Here is a 14,191-nt window from a genome sequence, read left to right as displayed (position 1 = left end):
AACACATGGAAAAGCCCCTCACCGAAATGGTGAGGGGCTCGTGGGTTCCGGGACCGCGGAGGTCAGAACGGGTAGTCGGCAATCACCCAGGTGGCGAAAGCCCGCCACTGTTCGGCGGCTGCCTGATGGGCCGGGTGTGCGACGTAGCGCCCCAGGGCGTCCTCGTCGGCGACCGCGGAGTTGATGGCGAAGTCGTACGCGATCGGCCGGTCGGTGATGTTCCAGGCGCACTCCCAGAACTCCAGCTCCGGGATCTTCCCTCCGAGCTCCTGGAACGCCTTCGCCCCGGCGACGACGCGCGGATCGTCACGCTTCACGCCGTCGTTCAGCTTGAACAGGACCAGATGGCGGATCATGGGGTACTCCTACTTCACGAGCTCGGACATGAAATCGCCGACGCCCTGTGCGGCACTCGAAATGCCCTCGAACCCTACCTGGACAAGGTCCGCGGCCCGGGCGGGGGACGTGATGATCGTGTAGAGCACGAAGACGGCAACCATGTAGAGCGCGATCTTCTTCGCTTGCCCCATCAGCCCCTGCCTCCCCTTCGATCACCTGTGCAGTCGGGCGATTCTATCCGCACGAATGGCCGTATCCGATGGGGGTTTCCGATGGGTTTTGCGATCACACACCCGGCCCGATGCCTCGGCAGGTGTGTGGCCCCGGCCGAAGGAGGGGGCTGCCGGCGGACGTGATCAAGCGCGGACGGACCACCCCGCGCGTCGGTGTCCCGACGCGCGGCCGCTGGCTGTGAGCGCCGAACCGGCGGACAGGGCGTGGTCGTCCCCGAGCGGTGGCCCCCCTCCTGGGAGCCTGCCGTGCGTAGCCGGAGTCCGCCGTTCGCACCGCTTCCTGTTCGTACGGTTGCGGCCGCTCCGTTGTCCGCAATGGAGCGCGACCGTCCTCCGGCCCGCGCTCTAGCGTCTCCCGAACCACCCGAGGCGAGGAGAGGCATGTGAACTGGCTCATCCATGACTACCGCGAGGACGACCTGGCGGCGGTCGTTCATCTCATCGACACGACCGCGGATCTCGGCCAGGAGTCCGTCTTCTCTCTGGCCGAGTGCATCAGCGCCCTGACGTCCCGCCAGCCCGCGGTGGTCGCCGTCCATCGCGGCGAGCCCATCGGCGCGGCCCTCGCCCAGGTGTCCGAGGGCCGGGCCTGGGTGACGCGGATCGCCATTTCACCGACCTGGCGCGGCCGGGGCCTGGCCAGCGCGCTGCTGATGGAGCTGGAACGCCGGCTGATCGCGGCCCGGGTACGCCGCATCGCCTACGTCCTGCCGGAGGAGGAACTGCTCGGCGAGGGCCTGCAGAAAGCCGGTTACACGCGGAGGCCGGCCGTCGCCTACTTCGAGAAGACCGAATCGGCCATCGGCGCCGCGGCGAACCTCCTGGAGGAGCTGGGTGGCCGGGTGCTGTCCGGTGATCTGTGGGACAAGGTCGCCGGCATGGAGGCGGAGAAGAACCTGATCGAGCGTCGCATCGTGCTGCCGCTGGCCGAACCCGAGCGTGCCGCCCGGCACGGGGTCATACCGCCGCGCGCCATCACGCTGTTCGGTCCGCCCGGGACGGGCAAGACCACCTTCGCCCGAGCCATCGCCTCGCGCCTCGGCTGGCCCTTCGTCGAACTGCTGCCGTCCCGGCTGGCGGACGAAGGGAATCTCGCCGCCGCTCTGCGCACGGCCTTCGCCCGGATCGGGGAACTGGAGCGGGTGCTGGTCTTCATCGACGAGGTCGAGGAGATCGCCCCCGAACGCGGCGCACGCCCGGAGCCAGGGATGCACGGCGTCACCAACGAACTCCTCAAGCTCATCCCCGGCTTCCGCGAGCGCGACGAGCGGCTGCTGGTCTGCGCCACCAACTCCATCCGCTCCCTCGACCCGGCCTTCCTGCGTCCCGGGCGGTTCGACTACCTGATCCCCATCGGCACCCCGGACCCGGCCGCCCGCGCGGCGATCTGGTCGCGCCACTCCGCCCGGCGCGACGATATCGATCTGGACGCGCTCGTCGCGGCCAGCGAGCTGTTCACCCCGGCCGACATCGAGCACGCGGCCCGGATCGCGGCCCAGGCTGCCTTCGAACGCGACGTCCCGGAGGCGGGCGCGCACACCGACGACTACCTCGCCGCGCTCCGCCAGTGCCGTCCGACAGTGACCCCCGCCGTCGTCGCCGAGTTCACCGCCGACATCACCACGCACGCCCGAGTCTGAACCCGCAGCGCCCTGTCGAAGCACTTCGGCCGGGAGGAGCGCCTTCCCGGCCCCGCTCCACCGTGCACCGTCGCGGCGTGGCGTGGATCCCCGACCCCGGCGTCCTCAGTACGCGTGCCGGTCCGGCTTGTTCGTCCACGAGTCGTAGGCCTGGGCGCCGATTTCGGGATGGATCTGCTCGATCCTGATCCTTCGCTGGTCGAGCGGCTTCTTGAAGTCCTCGTACTGGTAGACGTCGTCGAAGCCGATCCGGCGCGTGTCGTCCAGGCCGCAGCTGAAGTACACCGCATCGATCCGGGACCAGTAGATGGCGCTCATGCACATCGGGCAGGGAGCGCCGCTGATGTAGATCGAGCAGCCCTGAAGCATCCGCGCCCGCTCGGGCACGGGATCCGGTGACCCGTCGGCACGGGGCACGTATTCCAGAGTGCTCTCGTTCTGGTGCTCTTCGGAGATCGACGGAGCCTCGGGGTTGAGACACTGCACGGCCTTGCGGATCGATTCGACCTCGGCGTGGGCCGTGGGGTCGCCGGTGAGAAGCACTCGGTTCTGTCCGCGGGCGATGATGTCCCCATTGCGGGTGATCACCGCGCCGAAGGGGCCGCCCCAGCCCTTTTCCACCGACTCGGTGGCCAGTCGGACCGCCTCGGTGATGAGCTCCTTGCGTTCCATCACTACGTCTCCGATCGACATCGACAGCCCTTGACGAAACAAGCGTGCGGAAGGGCAATCCACTGTCCGATTTGCCCATAAAATGATGCATCCACTAAACTACTGTCCGTGAGCCTCCGCGCAAGCCGTGAGCCGCCGGCCGAGAACGCAACCGTTGTGACCTCGCAGAAGGTGCGCGCAGGTCGCGCCGAGGAGTACCAGCGCTGGCAGCACAGGATGAACGAAGCGGCGCGCGAATTCGACGGGTTCGAAGGTGCCGAGGTGTACCCGCCCGCAGCCGACGACGAGAATGAATGGGTGGCGGTCTTCCGTTTCGCCGGCGTGGACTACCTGACCGCCTGGCTGGATTCGGGCAGACGGCGGGAATTGCTCGACGAAGGGCGGGAATTCTTCGAGGAATCCCCGACGCAGGAGGTTCTTCGTGGCGGCGCCCCTGCCGAACAGGCGCCGGAGGTGGTCACGGCCGTCATCTCCCACGAGGTGAAGCCAGGGCGGGAGGAGGGTTTTCTGCGCTGGCAGGAGAAGGCCTTGAAGGCGCAGGCGAAGTCACCCGGATTCATGGGGTCCGAGCTGTTCAAGCCCGTGGAGGGCGTGCAGGAGCACTGGGTCGTCGTCTTCCGGTTCGACTCCCGCGAGCACCTCGACGACTGGCTCGCATCTGATGTCCGCCAGAAACTGCTGGAGGAGGGCCGCACCTATTTCACCTCCTACGACGTACGCAAGGTCGGCTCGGCGTTCAGCGGTTGGTTCCGCTTCGGCGAGGGCGAGCAGGACAACGCACCGCCCAACTGGAAGCAGGCCATGACCGTGGTCCTGGCGCTCTATCCCACGGTGACGGTCCTGAACCTGACCGAGGGGCACTGGCTGGACGGACTCGGCGTCCCCGGATACATCGGCCTCTTCATCGGGAACGTGCTGAGTGTCAGCGTATTGACCTGGCTGCTGATGCCACTGGTGAACAAGGCACTCGCCTTCTGGCTGGTGCCCGGCCGCGCGAGCAACTACCGCGTCCACCTGGCCGGTGCCGCGGTGGTGGTGCTCTGCTATGCGCTGTTCCTCGTCGTCTTCGGCCTGACCATCCACTGACCGATCCACCAGCCGGTTCCGGCCGGGTCATGCGAGGAGGTCGTGATGCCTGAACGGACGCCCGCAGGCCCCATCGAGGGGACACTGATCCGACGGGGCGGCCCCGGCTACGACCGCGCCCGGACCGACGCGGTGTGGAACGGGCTCCTGCCGGAACGATTTCCCGAGGTCATCCTGCAGGCCGCCGCCGAAGGGGACATCCCCCCGGCCCTGGCCTGGGCACGCGCCCAGGGGCTGCAGGTCTCCACGCGCTCCGGCGGGCACAACTGGTCCGGCTCCCAACTCCGCGACGGTGGCCTGCTGATCGACCTGTCGCGGCTACGGCACTGCAGCGTCGACCCGGCGTCGGCGACGGCCGAGGTGGGGCCCGCCATCACCGGGCGGGACCTCGTCGAGGCCCTCGCCCCGCACGACCTGGCCTTCCCGGTGGGGCACTGCTCCTCCGTCGCGGTGGGCGGCTTCCTGCTGAGCGGCGGACTCGGCTGGAACTCCCGTGCGTGGGGACCGGCATGCGCCGATGTCCTGGAGATCCGGGCTGTCACCGCCGACGGCCGGACGGTCATCTGCAGCGAAACCGAGAACGCCGACCTCTTCTGGGCCGCCCGCGGCGCGGGGCCGGGTTTGTTCGCGGTCGTCACCGGCTTCCGGCTCGGTCTGCACCCTCATCCCGCGGCCATCACGACCACCGGCCTCACCTTCCCGTCGGCCGATCTCGAGCGCGTGACGGGATGGGCCGTCCGGACCGCGCGTGACCTGCCGTCGAACGTCGAGACGGCTCTCGTCCTGGCAGCCTCCGGCGAGGCGACGGCCACGGCGCCGCCGGGGCCGCGGATCACCGTCGGCGCCACTGCCTTCGCCGCGACGCGGGACGAGGCGCTCGCTGCTCTCGAACCCCTGGACGCCTGCCCGTTCGCCGAGCGGGCCCTTTCCCGGCAGCCACCCGAGCCGACGTCCTTCGCCGCGCTGCACGACGGCGCCGGTCAGCTGTGGCCGCGAGCGCATCGCTACGCGGCGGACACGCTGTGGTCGGCGGAGAGCTACGAGACTCTGATGGCCCGCATCGCCGACACCGTCGCCCGGGCCCCCTCCGGCAGATCCCTGGTGCTCGCGCCGGTGCAGCCCGTCTCCACCGACCCGGCGTTGCTGCGGAACATGGCCTTCTCGACGCTCGGCGAGTCCTACTTCGTCTGTTACGCGATCTGGGACGATCCGGCCGCGGACGGAGCGAACAGCAGGTGGCTGCGCGAGACGATGGCCGCGGCGGACCCGTCGGGGCGCGGTGGCCACTACATCGCCGAAACAGACCTGGAAGCCGATGCCGCCCGGGCCCGGCGCTCGTACGCCCCCGCCGACTGGGACCGCCTGCAGGAACTCAAGCTCACGTGGGACCCGGACAACGTCTTCCACTCCTACCTCGCGCCCGTGACATGAGGTGCCCTGTGCGGGCGCTCCTGATTCCTGTCCGGGATTCCTGTCCGGCCGCCGGGGGCGCGCCGGGGAAACGACCGGAACGGCGTGTCGGTGGGAGGGGTTCGATGTCCGGGTACGCCAGCGATCCTCCATGAGAGCCTCGACAGAGCGACAGAGATCGTCACGGAAGGCGACCCCCGGGGCGCACGGATCGGCCGTGGGCCGGAGACCGCATCCGGTGTGTCGCTGCCCCGGAGCGCTCCTGGCCCCACCGGCCGACCGTCTCGCCGGGCAGGGTGTGGCACGGCGTGTTGCACACAGGGGCAGAGAAAAACCGCCCCCGACCTGCTTTCACAGGATCAGAGGCGGTCTTCCGAAGCGGTAGCGGAGGGATTTGAACCCTCGGTGAGTTTCCCCACACTCGCTTTCGAGGCGAGCTCCTTCGGCCGCTCGGACACGCTACCGAGAGAGAGCTTAGACCATTCAGGCCGTGGGTCGAAATCCGATTCTCCCGTGTGTGCGGAAGCCGGGGCGGAGGCTGGGCGCGCCGCCGGGTCAGCGGTCGCGGAAGAAGGCCGTCAACTGGGCGGAACAGGCGTCCTCCAGAACTCCGTGGATCACTTCGGGACGGTGGTTGAGCCGCCGGTCCCGTACGAGGTCCCACAGCGAGCCGGCCGCGCCCGCCTTCTCGTCCCGTGCCCCGTAGACGACCCGGGCCACCCGGGACTGCACGAGTGCGCCCGCGCACATGGTGCACGGCTCCAGGGTGACCACCAGCGTGCAGCCGGTCAGCCGCCATGCGCCGAGCGCCTCGGCGGCCCGGCGGACGGCAAGGATCTCGGCGTGCGCGGTCGGGTCGCCGGTCGCCTCGCGTTCGTTGTGTCCCGTGGCGAGCAGGGTGCCGTCCGGGCCGAGGACGACGGCGCCGACCGGCACATCACCGGCCTGCGCCGCGTGTGCGGCCTCGTCCAGGGCGCGGCGCATGGCCGCCCGCCATGGGTCCCGTACGGGATCGTTCGTCGGGTCGTGGGGTTCGTGCGGTCCGTGCGGGCCCGGTGGTGCGGTCACCCGCGGACCCTAACGGACGGTCTCCAGGACCTCGGCCGCGCCCAGCGCGTCCGCGATCTCCACCAGGGCCTCCGTGCGCAGCATCAGCAGCTCCTTCTCGGGGAGTCCGAGATCGGACAGGATCCCGGTGTCTCCGAGCGGACCCGTCGGTACGGCGTCGGCGTCGAGCCCGTCGTCGTCGTTGTCGTCGTGGTCGGTCTGATTGTCGGTGGCGTGGTCCGGCTCGCCGTCCTCCGTACCGTCGAGGCTGACGAGCTCTTCGAGGGCGGCAATCGAGTCCTCGGCCCCGGGTTCGCGGCCGAGCAGTTCATCGGTGAGCAGGATCTCCCCGTAGGAGGAGCGGGCGGCGGCGGACGCGTCCGAGATGTAGATACGGGGGTCCTCCTCACCGTCCACCCGGATGACGCCGAACCAGGCGTCCTCCTGCTCGATGAAGACGAGCACCGTGTCCTCGTCCACCGAGGCCTCACGGGCCAGATCCGTCAGATCGGACAGGGTCTCCACATCGTCGAGCTCCGTGTCGCTCGCTTCCCACCCGTCTTCGGTGCGCGCGAGCAGTGCGGCGAAGTACACCGTGACTCTCCCACTGGTCATAGGGGTGTCGGTCCGGCGGGAGGGCATCCGGTGATCCGGCTGTCCTGCGTCCCGCCCATCGGAATCGTGGCAGAAACCGAGCGTTTGCGAGAGTAGTTCGACCGTTGCGTCGTGGATCAGTTGTCGCGGACACTGCTCCGAGGGGGTCGTCCCGCTGCTCGGAGGGCTACCAGCGGAAGGTCCGCATCCGCATGGCTTGGCGCATTCGGGCGGCCCGGGCGCGGCGCGGCTGGACCCGGTCGCGCAGCGCCTTCGCCTCATGAAGCTCGCGGAGGAAGTGGGCGCGCCGTCTGCGGCGCTCCGCTTCGGTCTCCGGCGCGTCCTGCGGGGCCGGCTGGTCCCGCTTCTGCTGCTCCCCGTCCGCCATCCGCACATCACCCCAAGGCCGGCTCCGTATGACCTCACCTTCCCTCCGAACGTGCGGTTGATGCCAGCGCACAGGTGCGGGGGAGCCCGGTTACTGTTGAACCCATGCGGATCCACGTCGTCGACCACCCGCTGGTCGCGCACAAACTCACCACTCTGCGCGACAAGCGCACCGACTCCCCGACCTTCCGGCGGCTCGCCGACGAGCTGGTCACCCTGCTCGCGTACGAGGCCACCCGGGACGTGCGCACCGAGCAGGTCGACATCGAGACCCCGGTCACACCGACCACCGGGGTGAAGCTGTCGCACCCGCGGCCCCTGGTCGTGCCGATCCTGCGAGCCGGTCTAGGCATGCTCGACGGCATGGTGCGGCTGCTGCCGACCGCCGAGGTGGGCTTCCTGGGCATGATCCGCGACGAGGAGACGCTCCTGGCGTCCACGTACGCGACGCGCATGCCGGAGGACCTCTCGGGCCGACAGGTCTATGTCCTGGACCCGATGCTGGCCACCGGCGGCACGCTGGTCGCGGCGATTCAGGAGCTGATCAAGCGCGGTGCGGACGATGTCACCGCCGTCGTGCTGCTCGCGGCGCCCGAGGGCGTCGAGGTGATGGAGCGCGAGCTGGCGGGTACGCCGGTGACCGTGGTGACCGCCTCGGTCGACGAGCGGCTGAACGAGAACGGTTACATCGTGCCGGGGCTCGGCGACGCGGGCGACCGGATGTACGGAACCGTCGACTGAGTTCCGGTTCCGACCAGGGCTTTCGGCCCCGGCGCCCCGAGGTCCTGTCGTCGAACCGGCATCTGCTGCGCGGCGTGACGACGGGGCAGTCCTCAGCGGCAGGAGGAGGGCGCCGGGGCCGGCTTGTTGAGGGCGGCGAGGGCCGCGGCGGCGGCCTTCGGTGTGTTCAGCTTCTTGAACGCCGTGCCGAGGATCAGATCGACGTCCGCCGTCCTGCGCGCGTCGGTCTTCGGCGTGGCGCCCGGCAGCTGCGTACCGAGGACCGGGAACGCGCCGTTCATGGCCGTCGGCGCGCCCAGGAGTACCCCGGGCCCGGGGACCTTCTTGTCGTACGCGGCCGAGGCATTGCCCACCTGGCCGATGCGGAAGCCGCGCTTCTTCAGCTCGTCGGCTGCGGCCTTTGCCAGTCCGCCGCGCGGCGTCGCGTTGTAGACGTTGACGGTGATCTTCGCCGGTGCCGGCAGTGCCTTGGCGGGCGTGGACGGCTTGGGCGTGGGGCAGTCGGCCCTGCGGTCCGCGGCGCTGGCCTGCTTGTCGCCGCCCGTGAAGACGTCGATGAGCTGCATCGTGCCCCAACCGGCCAGCCCTAGGGCCACCACGGAGGCAATGGACACGAGGACCAGTGTGCGGCGGTGCCGGGGGCGGCGCATGCGCGGGTACTTGTCGCCCGTGATGCGGTACTTTCCGCCCATGCCGGGGGGAGTGAGCATGCTCATGGGCCGCAGCGTAGTGCGACCCGGTGAAGATGCGTACTAAATGATCAGCGGATGGCGCCCGTCCGGGTGTGAATGCACCCGAAAGCACCCGGCGCGGCGACGTGCACGGACCGTCGGCTCACCGAGCCGCTGGACTGTCAGCCGAGTTCGAGGACGCGGGCGTGCAGCACCTGGCGCTGCTGGAGCGCCGCGCGGACCGCGCGGTGCAGCCCGTCCTCCAGATAGAGGTCGCCCTGCCACTTCACGACGTGGGCGAACAGGTCGCCGTAGAACGTCGAGTCCTCGGCGAGGAGGGTTTCGAGGTCCAGCTGGCCCTTGGTCGTCACCAGCTGGTCGAGGCGGACCGGGCGCGGCGCGACATCCGCCCACTGCCGGGTGCTTTCCCGGCCGTGGTCGGGATATGGCCGCCCATTTCCGATGCGCTTGAAGATCACACGGAAAGCCTACCGGTCAAGAGCCTCCGGGCGCAGCCATGGGGCGGTACTGCGATGCTGACTAAAACGGTATGAATGCAGGCATTTCGGAATGGGGGCCGTGATGAGTGACAGCGACAGCACGGGCGGGGGGTACCGAAGCGGGCACGGGAGCCGGCGTCGGCGAGGGTGCCGGCGTACTGCCGCAACAGGCCCGGGAGATCACCGACGGGTACGTTGTCGGCGGGGCAGGTCGTACGCGTACGTGCCGACCGCGTTCGCGATCACATCGATATCGGCGTCGAAGAACGCCATGTCGATGTTGGCCGGCTTGTCGCACGCGGAGTGGTGGCAGGGGTCGAACGCGATCCCCGCCTCGCCGCCGAACTTCTTCGCCCGGGCGGGCGACTTGACGACCTCGGCGCCGGTGTCCGTACCACCCGCGGGGATACCGACGTCGATGAACGGTCCGCAGCCTGAGCGGCCGGTGAAGTCCGTGTCCTCGTGCGGCCTGGCCGTCCGGTCGAGGAAGTCCGCCATGTCGCGCTCCAGTTGGGCGGACCCCTCGGGGCCGGGGCCCGAGCCGACCCCGTCCGAGTCGTCACCGTCGAAGACGAGCCGGACGCCGTTCGGCGAGGCGATCATGTCGCCTGGAACTGCTGCAGATGGCGGTACGCGTCCTTGCCGGACGACGCAAGAGTCCTTCCGGTGCGAACGGTTGTGCAGGAAAGCCAGCGATCGCAGTGACTCTGTGAACAGCGGCGGGCCCCTCCCTCATCTCGTCTTCGCCGCGGCCGCCTTGGCGGCTGCCTTCGCTTCCTGCTTGTGCGCACGGACGAGGGCGAGCGAGTCGGGACCGGTGATGTCGGCGACCGACCGGTGCGAGCCCGCCTCCCCGTACGGACCCGCCGCGGCGCGCCAGCCGGTCGGCCGGACATTCAGCTGCTTGCCCAGCAGCGCGAGGAAGATCTGCGCCTTCTGGACGCCGAACCCCGGCAGAGCCTTCAGCCGTTTCAGCAGTTCGGCACCGGTCCCGACATCACTCCAGACGGCACTCGCGTCCCCGTCGTACTCCGCGACCAGGAATTGGCACAGTTGCTGCACCCGTTTGGCCATGGAGCCGGGATAGCGGTGCAGAGCGGGTTTGGCGGTGAAGAGTTCGGTGAAGGCCTCCGGGTCGTAGACGGCGATCTCATGGGCGTCCAGATCGTCGAAGCCCATCCGCTGCGCCAGGGTGTACGGGCCGGAGAACGCCCACTCCATAGGAACCTGCTGGTCGAGCAGCATGCCGACCATGGCGGCGAGCGGACTGCGGCCGAGCAACTCGTCCGCCTCCGGCTGCTGAGCGATCTGCAGGGCGATCGGCCCGCCCTTGCCGTTCGGTTTGTTCTGTGTCATGCCTCCGATCATCGCGACAGTCACGGGGGACGGCGAATCCAGGAGCCGCCGATGGCGTACGCGAAGGTGCCTGCCTGCCCGGGGACATCGGCTGCCGCGGCGTGCCTCGCAGAAGGTGGAGGGCCGTGCGTACCGGGAGGGTGCCCGAAGAGGCAGCGCCGGTTGCCCTTCGCAGGCGGGGCGCGGGCTGGACGGGGCGGGGACGGTGCGGTGAAGGTGGAGGTCCGAGGCCAGGAGCAGCGACGTCTTCGACCAGTGCGGTCAGGGGAGTTGACGGATGAACGCACACGAGCAGCAGTACGGGTCGGACCACGGTCACGACCACGATCGCGATGACGACCACGGGCGGCATGAGCACGACGAGGTGTTCGTCCCCTCGCGGACGGCGGAAGTCCATGAGGCGTCCTCCGGCGCGCCCCACCTCTACCGGGCAGGGGCCACCGGCCGGGCCGACGTGGTCGGGGCGTCCGGTATGGGTGTGCTCCAGCGGACGGTGGGGAACAGCGCCGTGGGGGCGATGGTGCAGCGGGCCGGGAGCGGACAGGAGGAGCACGCCGAAGAGGATGCGCGATCCCCGGTCCACCACGTCGTCTCGTCGGGTGGTGGCAGCCCCCTCGACACCGAGACCCGCTCCGACATGGAAAGCCGGATGGGCGCGGACTTCTCCGACGTACGCATCCATACGGATTCCGCGGCGCACGAGTCGGCGAAGGGCGTCGGCGCGCACGCGTACACCGTCGGCAACAACGTGGTCTTCCAGCGGGACGCGTACGACCCGTCCTCGCCGCAGGGCCGCACCACCCTGGCCCATGAGCTGACCCATGTGATCCAGCAGCGCAACGGGCCGGTGGAGGGCACGGAGGCGCCGGGCGGGATCCGGGTGAGCGACCCCTCGGACCGGTTCGAACAGGAGGCCGTCGCCAACGCCGACCGGGTGCTGTCCGCTCCCTCCCCGGCCGCCGACCAGGTCCCCGCGGCCGCCCCTGCCCCCACCCACACGTCCGCTCCCGCCGTGCAGCGCGCGGAGACGGAGGACGAGGACGAGCAGCCGGCGGACGTGCAGGGCTCCTTCGTCCAACGGGATGCCGAGGCAGGCGCGGAGGAGGAGGAAGAGGCGCCGCAGGCGTGAACGCGCACGCGAAAGGCCCCGCCGATCCGGCGGGGCCTTTCCTCTGCTGCTGCCGGTTCCGCCGCCACCCGTACGGCGGGGGGCCGTTTCAGCTTCCGTCGGCCTGCATCGTGCCGCCGAGCAGCAGCGACTCCGCGCACCGGGAGGGCGCAGGGGCGTTCACCGGCTTGCCGACCTTGCGGCAGTCGACGGTCATGGTGACCTTGCCGCCCGCGGGCACCAGGATCGGGGTGACGAAGTGGTAGTCGGAGTCCCGGAAGTTCTCCAGCGCGAGGCGGAGGATGGGTGAGTCCCGCCCCGAGGAGACGGTGATCGTCCCCGCGTCGCCCTGCGGGTTCTGGACGACGATGTCGGTCAGCCGGAAAGTGTGCCCGGACGGCACCTGGAGCGCGGTCCCCGTGTTCGCGCCGCCGCCCAGTGAGTCCCGGACCTGCACATGGGCGCTCGTCGGCTCGGCGGGTCCGGCCGCCCCGGCGGACGGGGAGGGGCTCGGCGAGGCGTTGGGCTGCCCGGACGCTCCGGAGTCGGAACCGTTCTCCCCGGACCCGCCGCCCGACGCGGCACCACCGCTCTCCTTGCCGTTCGGCGACTTGCTCTCCTCGGCGGCGGCCGACGCCACCGCCTCAGGCGTGATCGCTTCCCTGGCCGCCGACTTCACGGCCGGCCGCAGCAGCCCGTACCAGAGCCCGACCAGGGCGATGATCAGTACCGCGGCGAGGATGAGCGCCCGGGGCAGCCAACGCGGCAGGATCGCTTCCTGCTGGTACGAGCCGTCGAGGACGACCGGTTCGAGCGGCTCCTCACCCTCCGGCACGGCGGGCGTGGCGACTGCCTGGAACGGGTGCGTGACCGCCGTACCGCGCCACAGCCGTTTGGCAGGCCGGACCCGCAGCTTGCCGAACCCGGCGTGGCCCGGTTCGATCCGAAGCTCGGGTTCGGCGAACGAGATCCGGGCACGTTCGGTGCCGGACCGGGCGTCGAGGCGCACGGCGATCGGTGCGTTGCCCCGGTTGTCCACGGCGAGTTGGTGCGCGCCGCGCCTGGCACCGTGCGAACTGCGCGGCACCAGCTCGGCGGTCACCTCGGCGAACGGCAGCACGGTCACCCGGCCCTCGGGCACCACGGCGTCGCCCTGCTCGCTCGTCGGTACCACCCGTACCCCGAAGTGCGTCTCGCCCGCGGGCACGGACGAGTCGCGGGGCGGGGCGAACGTGACCGATACGGCCTCCGAGCTGCCCGGATAGAGGGACAGCACCGGAGGTTCCACGGTCGTCCAGGCGGCACACGCGCCGACCACCTCGAAGCGGTACTCCTCCACGGTGGAGCCGGAGTTGAGGATCTGCAGGGGAAGGCTCGTCCCCTCGCCCGGTACGGCGGTGACGGACGACGCGTCGAGGCTTGCCGTGAGACTCATACCGCGCACCGTAGGATCGCCGCCGCTTCACGACATCGACCGCGAAGGAACACTTTCGGGCAGATTCGGTGCCCCCAACGGCGTTTTAGTTTCCTTGTCAGTAAACACGGGAATCTTTTGACCGCCTCAAGACCTATGAGGCACATGACTGCAGCCGTGACGGTTGCGCCCGCTGCGACGCGACCCGGCTGTTTTTCCCAGGGGGAGCTTTGCCATGGAGCGCACCACCGTCGCCTTACGTGCCCAGGATCCGATCTCGCAGGCGGGCGTAGCGAGTCAGCTGCGTGCCCGTCCCGAAGTGAGCATGACCGAATGGGGTGCGGAGGATCTCCCGCCCCAGGTCACCGTGGTGGTCGTCGACGCGGTCGACGAGGACGTGTTGCGGATGTTGCGCAACATCCAGCGCACCAGCACCTCCCGCACCGTATTGGTCACGACCGACATCGACGAACAGAAGCTGGTGAGCGCGGCGGAGTGCGGCGTGGCCGGGGTCGTACGACGCTCCGAGGCGACACCCGAACACCTGGTCCACGTCATAGGGACGGTGGCGCGCGGCGAAGGTCACCTCCCCTCCGATCTGCTGGGACGCCTCCTTCAGGAGGTCGGCCGGCTGCAGGGGCAGGTACTGGGACCGCGAGGTCTGCACTTCACCGGACTCGCCGCCCGCGAGGTGGACGTGCTGCGACTGGTGGCGGAGGGATATGACACCGCCGACATCGCGACGAAGCTGGCCTACTCCGAGCGCACGATCAAGAACGTGCTGCATTCGGTCATGACGCGGCTTCAACTCCGGAACCGGTCGCACGCGGTGGCGTACGCGATGCGTCAGGGGCTGATCTGAGCCGACACGCCTTACGCCCGGTGACCGTTGCCCGAAAGGGCAGCGGCGGCTTCCCGAGGGTGTGACTCGTACACCGCTGCGCGTCGGCAGCGTGTACGGGACCGTGGGGCCGGTATGCCGGATCGGTAGGC

General features: G+C 69.8%; 16 protein-coding genes, 1 tRNA gene and 1 pseudogene. 6 read left to right on the top strand and 12 right to left on the bottom strand.

Annotated features, from left to right (window positions below; all coding sequences use genetic code 11):
* Nucleotides 1-62: 62 nt before the first annotated feature.
* Together ACFU6I_RS06660 and ACFU6I_RS06655 are read right to left on the bottom strand one after the other, a co-directional pair.
* Entirely contained in the window at nt 63-356 is a 294-nt protein-coding gene (locus ACFU6I_RS06660; RefSeq protein ID WP_345512589.1) for a Dabb family protein, read from the bottom strand.
* Nucleotides 357-365: 9 nt separating this feature from the next.
* Nucleotides 366-530, bottom strand: a complete 165-nt coding sequence (locus ACFU6I_RS06655; protein ID WP_384362397.1) for a hypothetical protein — start codon at nt 528-530, stop codon at nt 366-368.
* Nucleotides 531-955: 425 nt separating this feature from the next.
* Between ACFU6I_RS06655 and ACFU6I_RS06650 the strand changes: the two genes are divergently transcribed.
* Nucleotides 956-2,212 (top strand): ATP-binding protein, encoded by a 1,257-nt coding sequence (locus ACFU6I_RS06650; protein ID WP_384362395.1) that lies wholly within the window; start codon nt 956-958, stop codon nt 2,210-2,212.
* 105 nt (nt 2,213-2,317) lie between these two features.
* Here the strand turns inward: ACFU6I_RS06650 and ACFU6I_RS06645 are convergent, their stop codons facing one another.
* On the bottom strand, nt 2,318-2,905 hold the full coding sequence (locus ACFU6I_RS06645; RefSeq protein WP_384362393.1) for a nucleoside deaminase: 588 nt from the start codon (nt 2,903-2,905) through the stop codon (nt 2,318-2,320).
* Nucleotides 2,906-2,992: 87 nt separating this feature from the next.
* On the opposite strand from ACFU6I_RS06645, the gene ACFU6I_RS06640 reads away from it, so the two are divergent.
* Together ACFU6I_RS06640 and ACFU6I_RS06635 are read left to right on the top strand one after the other, a co-directional pair.
* Nucleotides 2,993-3,970, top strand: a complete 978-nt coding sequence (locus ACFU6I_RS06640) for an antibiotic biosynthesis monooxygenase (RefSeq protein ID WP_384362391.1) — start codon at nt 2,993-2,995, stop codon at nt 3,968-3,970.
* 45 nt (nt 3,971-4,015) lie between these two features.
* Nucleotides 4,016-5,401 carry an FAD-binding oxidoreductase gene (locus ACFU6I_RS06635; protein ID WP_384362389.1) on the top strand — a complete coding sequence of 462 codons (1,386 nt, stop codon included), beginning with the start codon at nt 4,016-4,018 and terminating at the stop codon, nt 5,399-5,401.
* A 358-nt stretch (nt 5,402-5,759) separates the two neighbouring features.
* On the opposite strand, the gene ACFU6I_RS06630 is transcribed toward ACFU6I_RS06635, so the two are convergent.
* From ACFU6I_RS06630 to ACFU6I_RS06615, 4 genes are all read right to left on the bottom strand, one after another.
* A tRNA-Ser gene (locus ACFU6I_RS06630) sits at nt 5,760-5,844 on the bottom strand.
* A 91-nt stretch (nt 5,845-5,935) separates the two neighbouring features.
* On the bottom strand, nt 5,936-6,364 hold the full coding sequence (gene tadA, locus ACFU6I_RS06625) for a tRNA adenosine(34) deaminase TadA (RefSeq protein WP_327249476.1): 429 nt from the start codon (nt 6,362-6,364) through the stop codon (nt 5,936-5,938).
* A gap of 93 nt (nt 6,365-6,457) precedes the next feature.
* Entirely contained in the window at nt 6,458-7,021 is a 564-nt protein-coding gene (locus tag ACFU6I_RS06620) for a hypothetical protein (RefSeq protein ID WP_327249475.1), read from the bottom strand.
* Nucleotides 7,022-7,208: 187 nt separating this feature from the next.
* On the bottom strand, nt 7,209-7,409 hold the full coding sequence (locus ACFU6I_RS06615) for a hypothetical protein (protein WP_376342482.1): 201 nt from the start codon (nt 7,407-7,409) through the stop codon (nt 7,209-7,211).
* A 104-nt stretch (nt 7,410-7,513) separates the two neighbouring features.
* Between ACFU6I_RS06615 and upp the strand changes: the two genes are divergently transcribed.
* Nucleotides 7,514-8,149 carry a uracil phosphoribosyltransferase gene (gene upp / locus ACFU6I_RS06610; protein WP_384362387.1) on the top strand — a complete coding sequence of 212 codons (636 nt, stop codon included), beginning with the start codon at nt 7,514-7,516 and terminating at the stop codon, nt 8,147-8,149.
* Between the two features lie 92 nt (nt 8,150-8,241).
* Here the strand turns inward: upp and ACFU6I_RS06605 are convergent, their stop codons facing one another.
* The 4 genes and pseudogenes from ACFU6I_RS06605 to ACFU6I_RS06590 form a co-directional block, all read right to left on the bottom strand.
* A complete protein-coding gene (locus tag ACFU6I_RS06605; protein ID WP_384362458.1) occupies nt 8,242-8,841 on the bottom strand; it encodes a LytR C-terminal domain-containing protein in 600 nt (199 codons plus the stop codon).
* A gap of 161 nt (nt 8,842-9,002) precedes the next feature.
* Nucleotides 9,003-9,299, bottom strand: a complete 297-nt coding sequence (locus tag ACFU6I_RS06600) for a type II toxin-antitoxin system VapB family antitoxin (protein WP_003955420.1) — start codon at nt 9,297-9,299, stop codon at nt 9,003-9,005.
* 228 nt (nt 9,300-9,527) lie between these two features.
* Nucleotides 9,528-9,926 (bottom strand): annotated as a pseudogene (locus tag ACFU6I_RS06595) (amidohydrolase); the annotation flags it as partial.
* 126 nt (nt 9,927-10,052) lie between these two features.
* Entirely contained in the window at nt 10,053-10,688 is a 636-nt protein-coding gene (locus ACFU6I_RS06590) for an HhH-GPD-type base excision DNA repair protein (RefSeq protein WP_384362456.1), read from the bottom strand.
* 265 nt (nt 10,689-10,953) lie between these two features.
* Here ACFU6I_RS06590 and ACFU6I_RS06585 point away from each other — a divergent pair, with 265 nt between their 5' ends.
* Nucleotides 10,954-11,805: a DUF4157 domain-containing protein gene (locus ACFU6I_RS06585; RefSeq protein ID WP_384362385.1), complete on the top strand. Its 852-nt coding sequence runs from the start codon at nt 10,954-10,956 to the stop codon at nt 11,803-11,805.
* An 88-nt stretch (nt 11,806-11,893) separates the two neighbouring features.
* Here ACFU6I_RS06585 and ACFU6I_RS06580 read toward each other — a convergent pair whose 3' ends face one another.
* Nucleotides 11,894-13,219 carry a hypothetical protein gene (locus ACFU6I_RS06580; protein ID WP_384362383.1) on the bottom strand — a complete coding sequence of 442 codons (1,326 nt, stop codon included), beginning with the start codon at nt 13,217-13,219 and terminating at the stop codon, nt 11,894-11,896.
* Between the two features lie 214 nt (nt 13,220-13,433).
* Here ACFU6I_RS06580 and ACFU6I_RS06575 point away from each other — a divergent pair, with 214 nt between their 5' ends.
* Nucleotides 13,434-14,060 carry a response regulator transcription factor gene (locus tag ACFU6I_RS06575; RefSeq protein ID WP_384362381.1) on the top strand — a complete coding sequence of 209 codons (627 nt, stop codon included), beginning with the start codon at nt 13,434-13,436 and terminating at the stop codon, nt 14,058-14,060.
* Nucleotides 14,061-14,191 lie beyond the last annotated feature (131 nt).

It is taken from the genome of Streptomyces sp. NPDC057486, from assembly GCF_042802415.1.
GTDB classification, from domain to species: Bacteria; Actinomycetota; Actinomycetes; order Streptomycetales; family Streptomycetaceae; genus Streptomyces; species Streptomyces yanii.
This window is presented reverse-complemented; position numbering and strand designations above follow the sequence as displayed.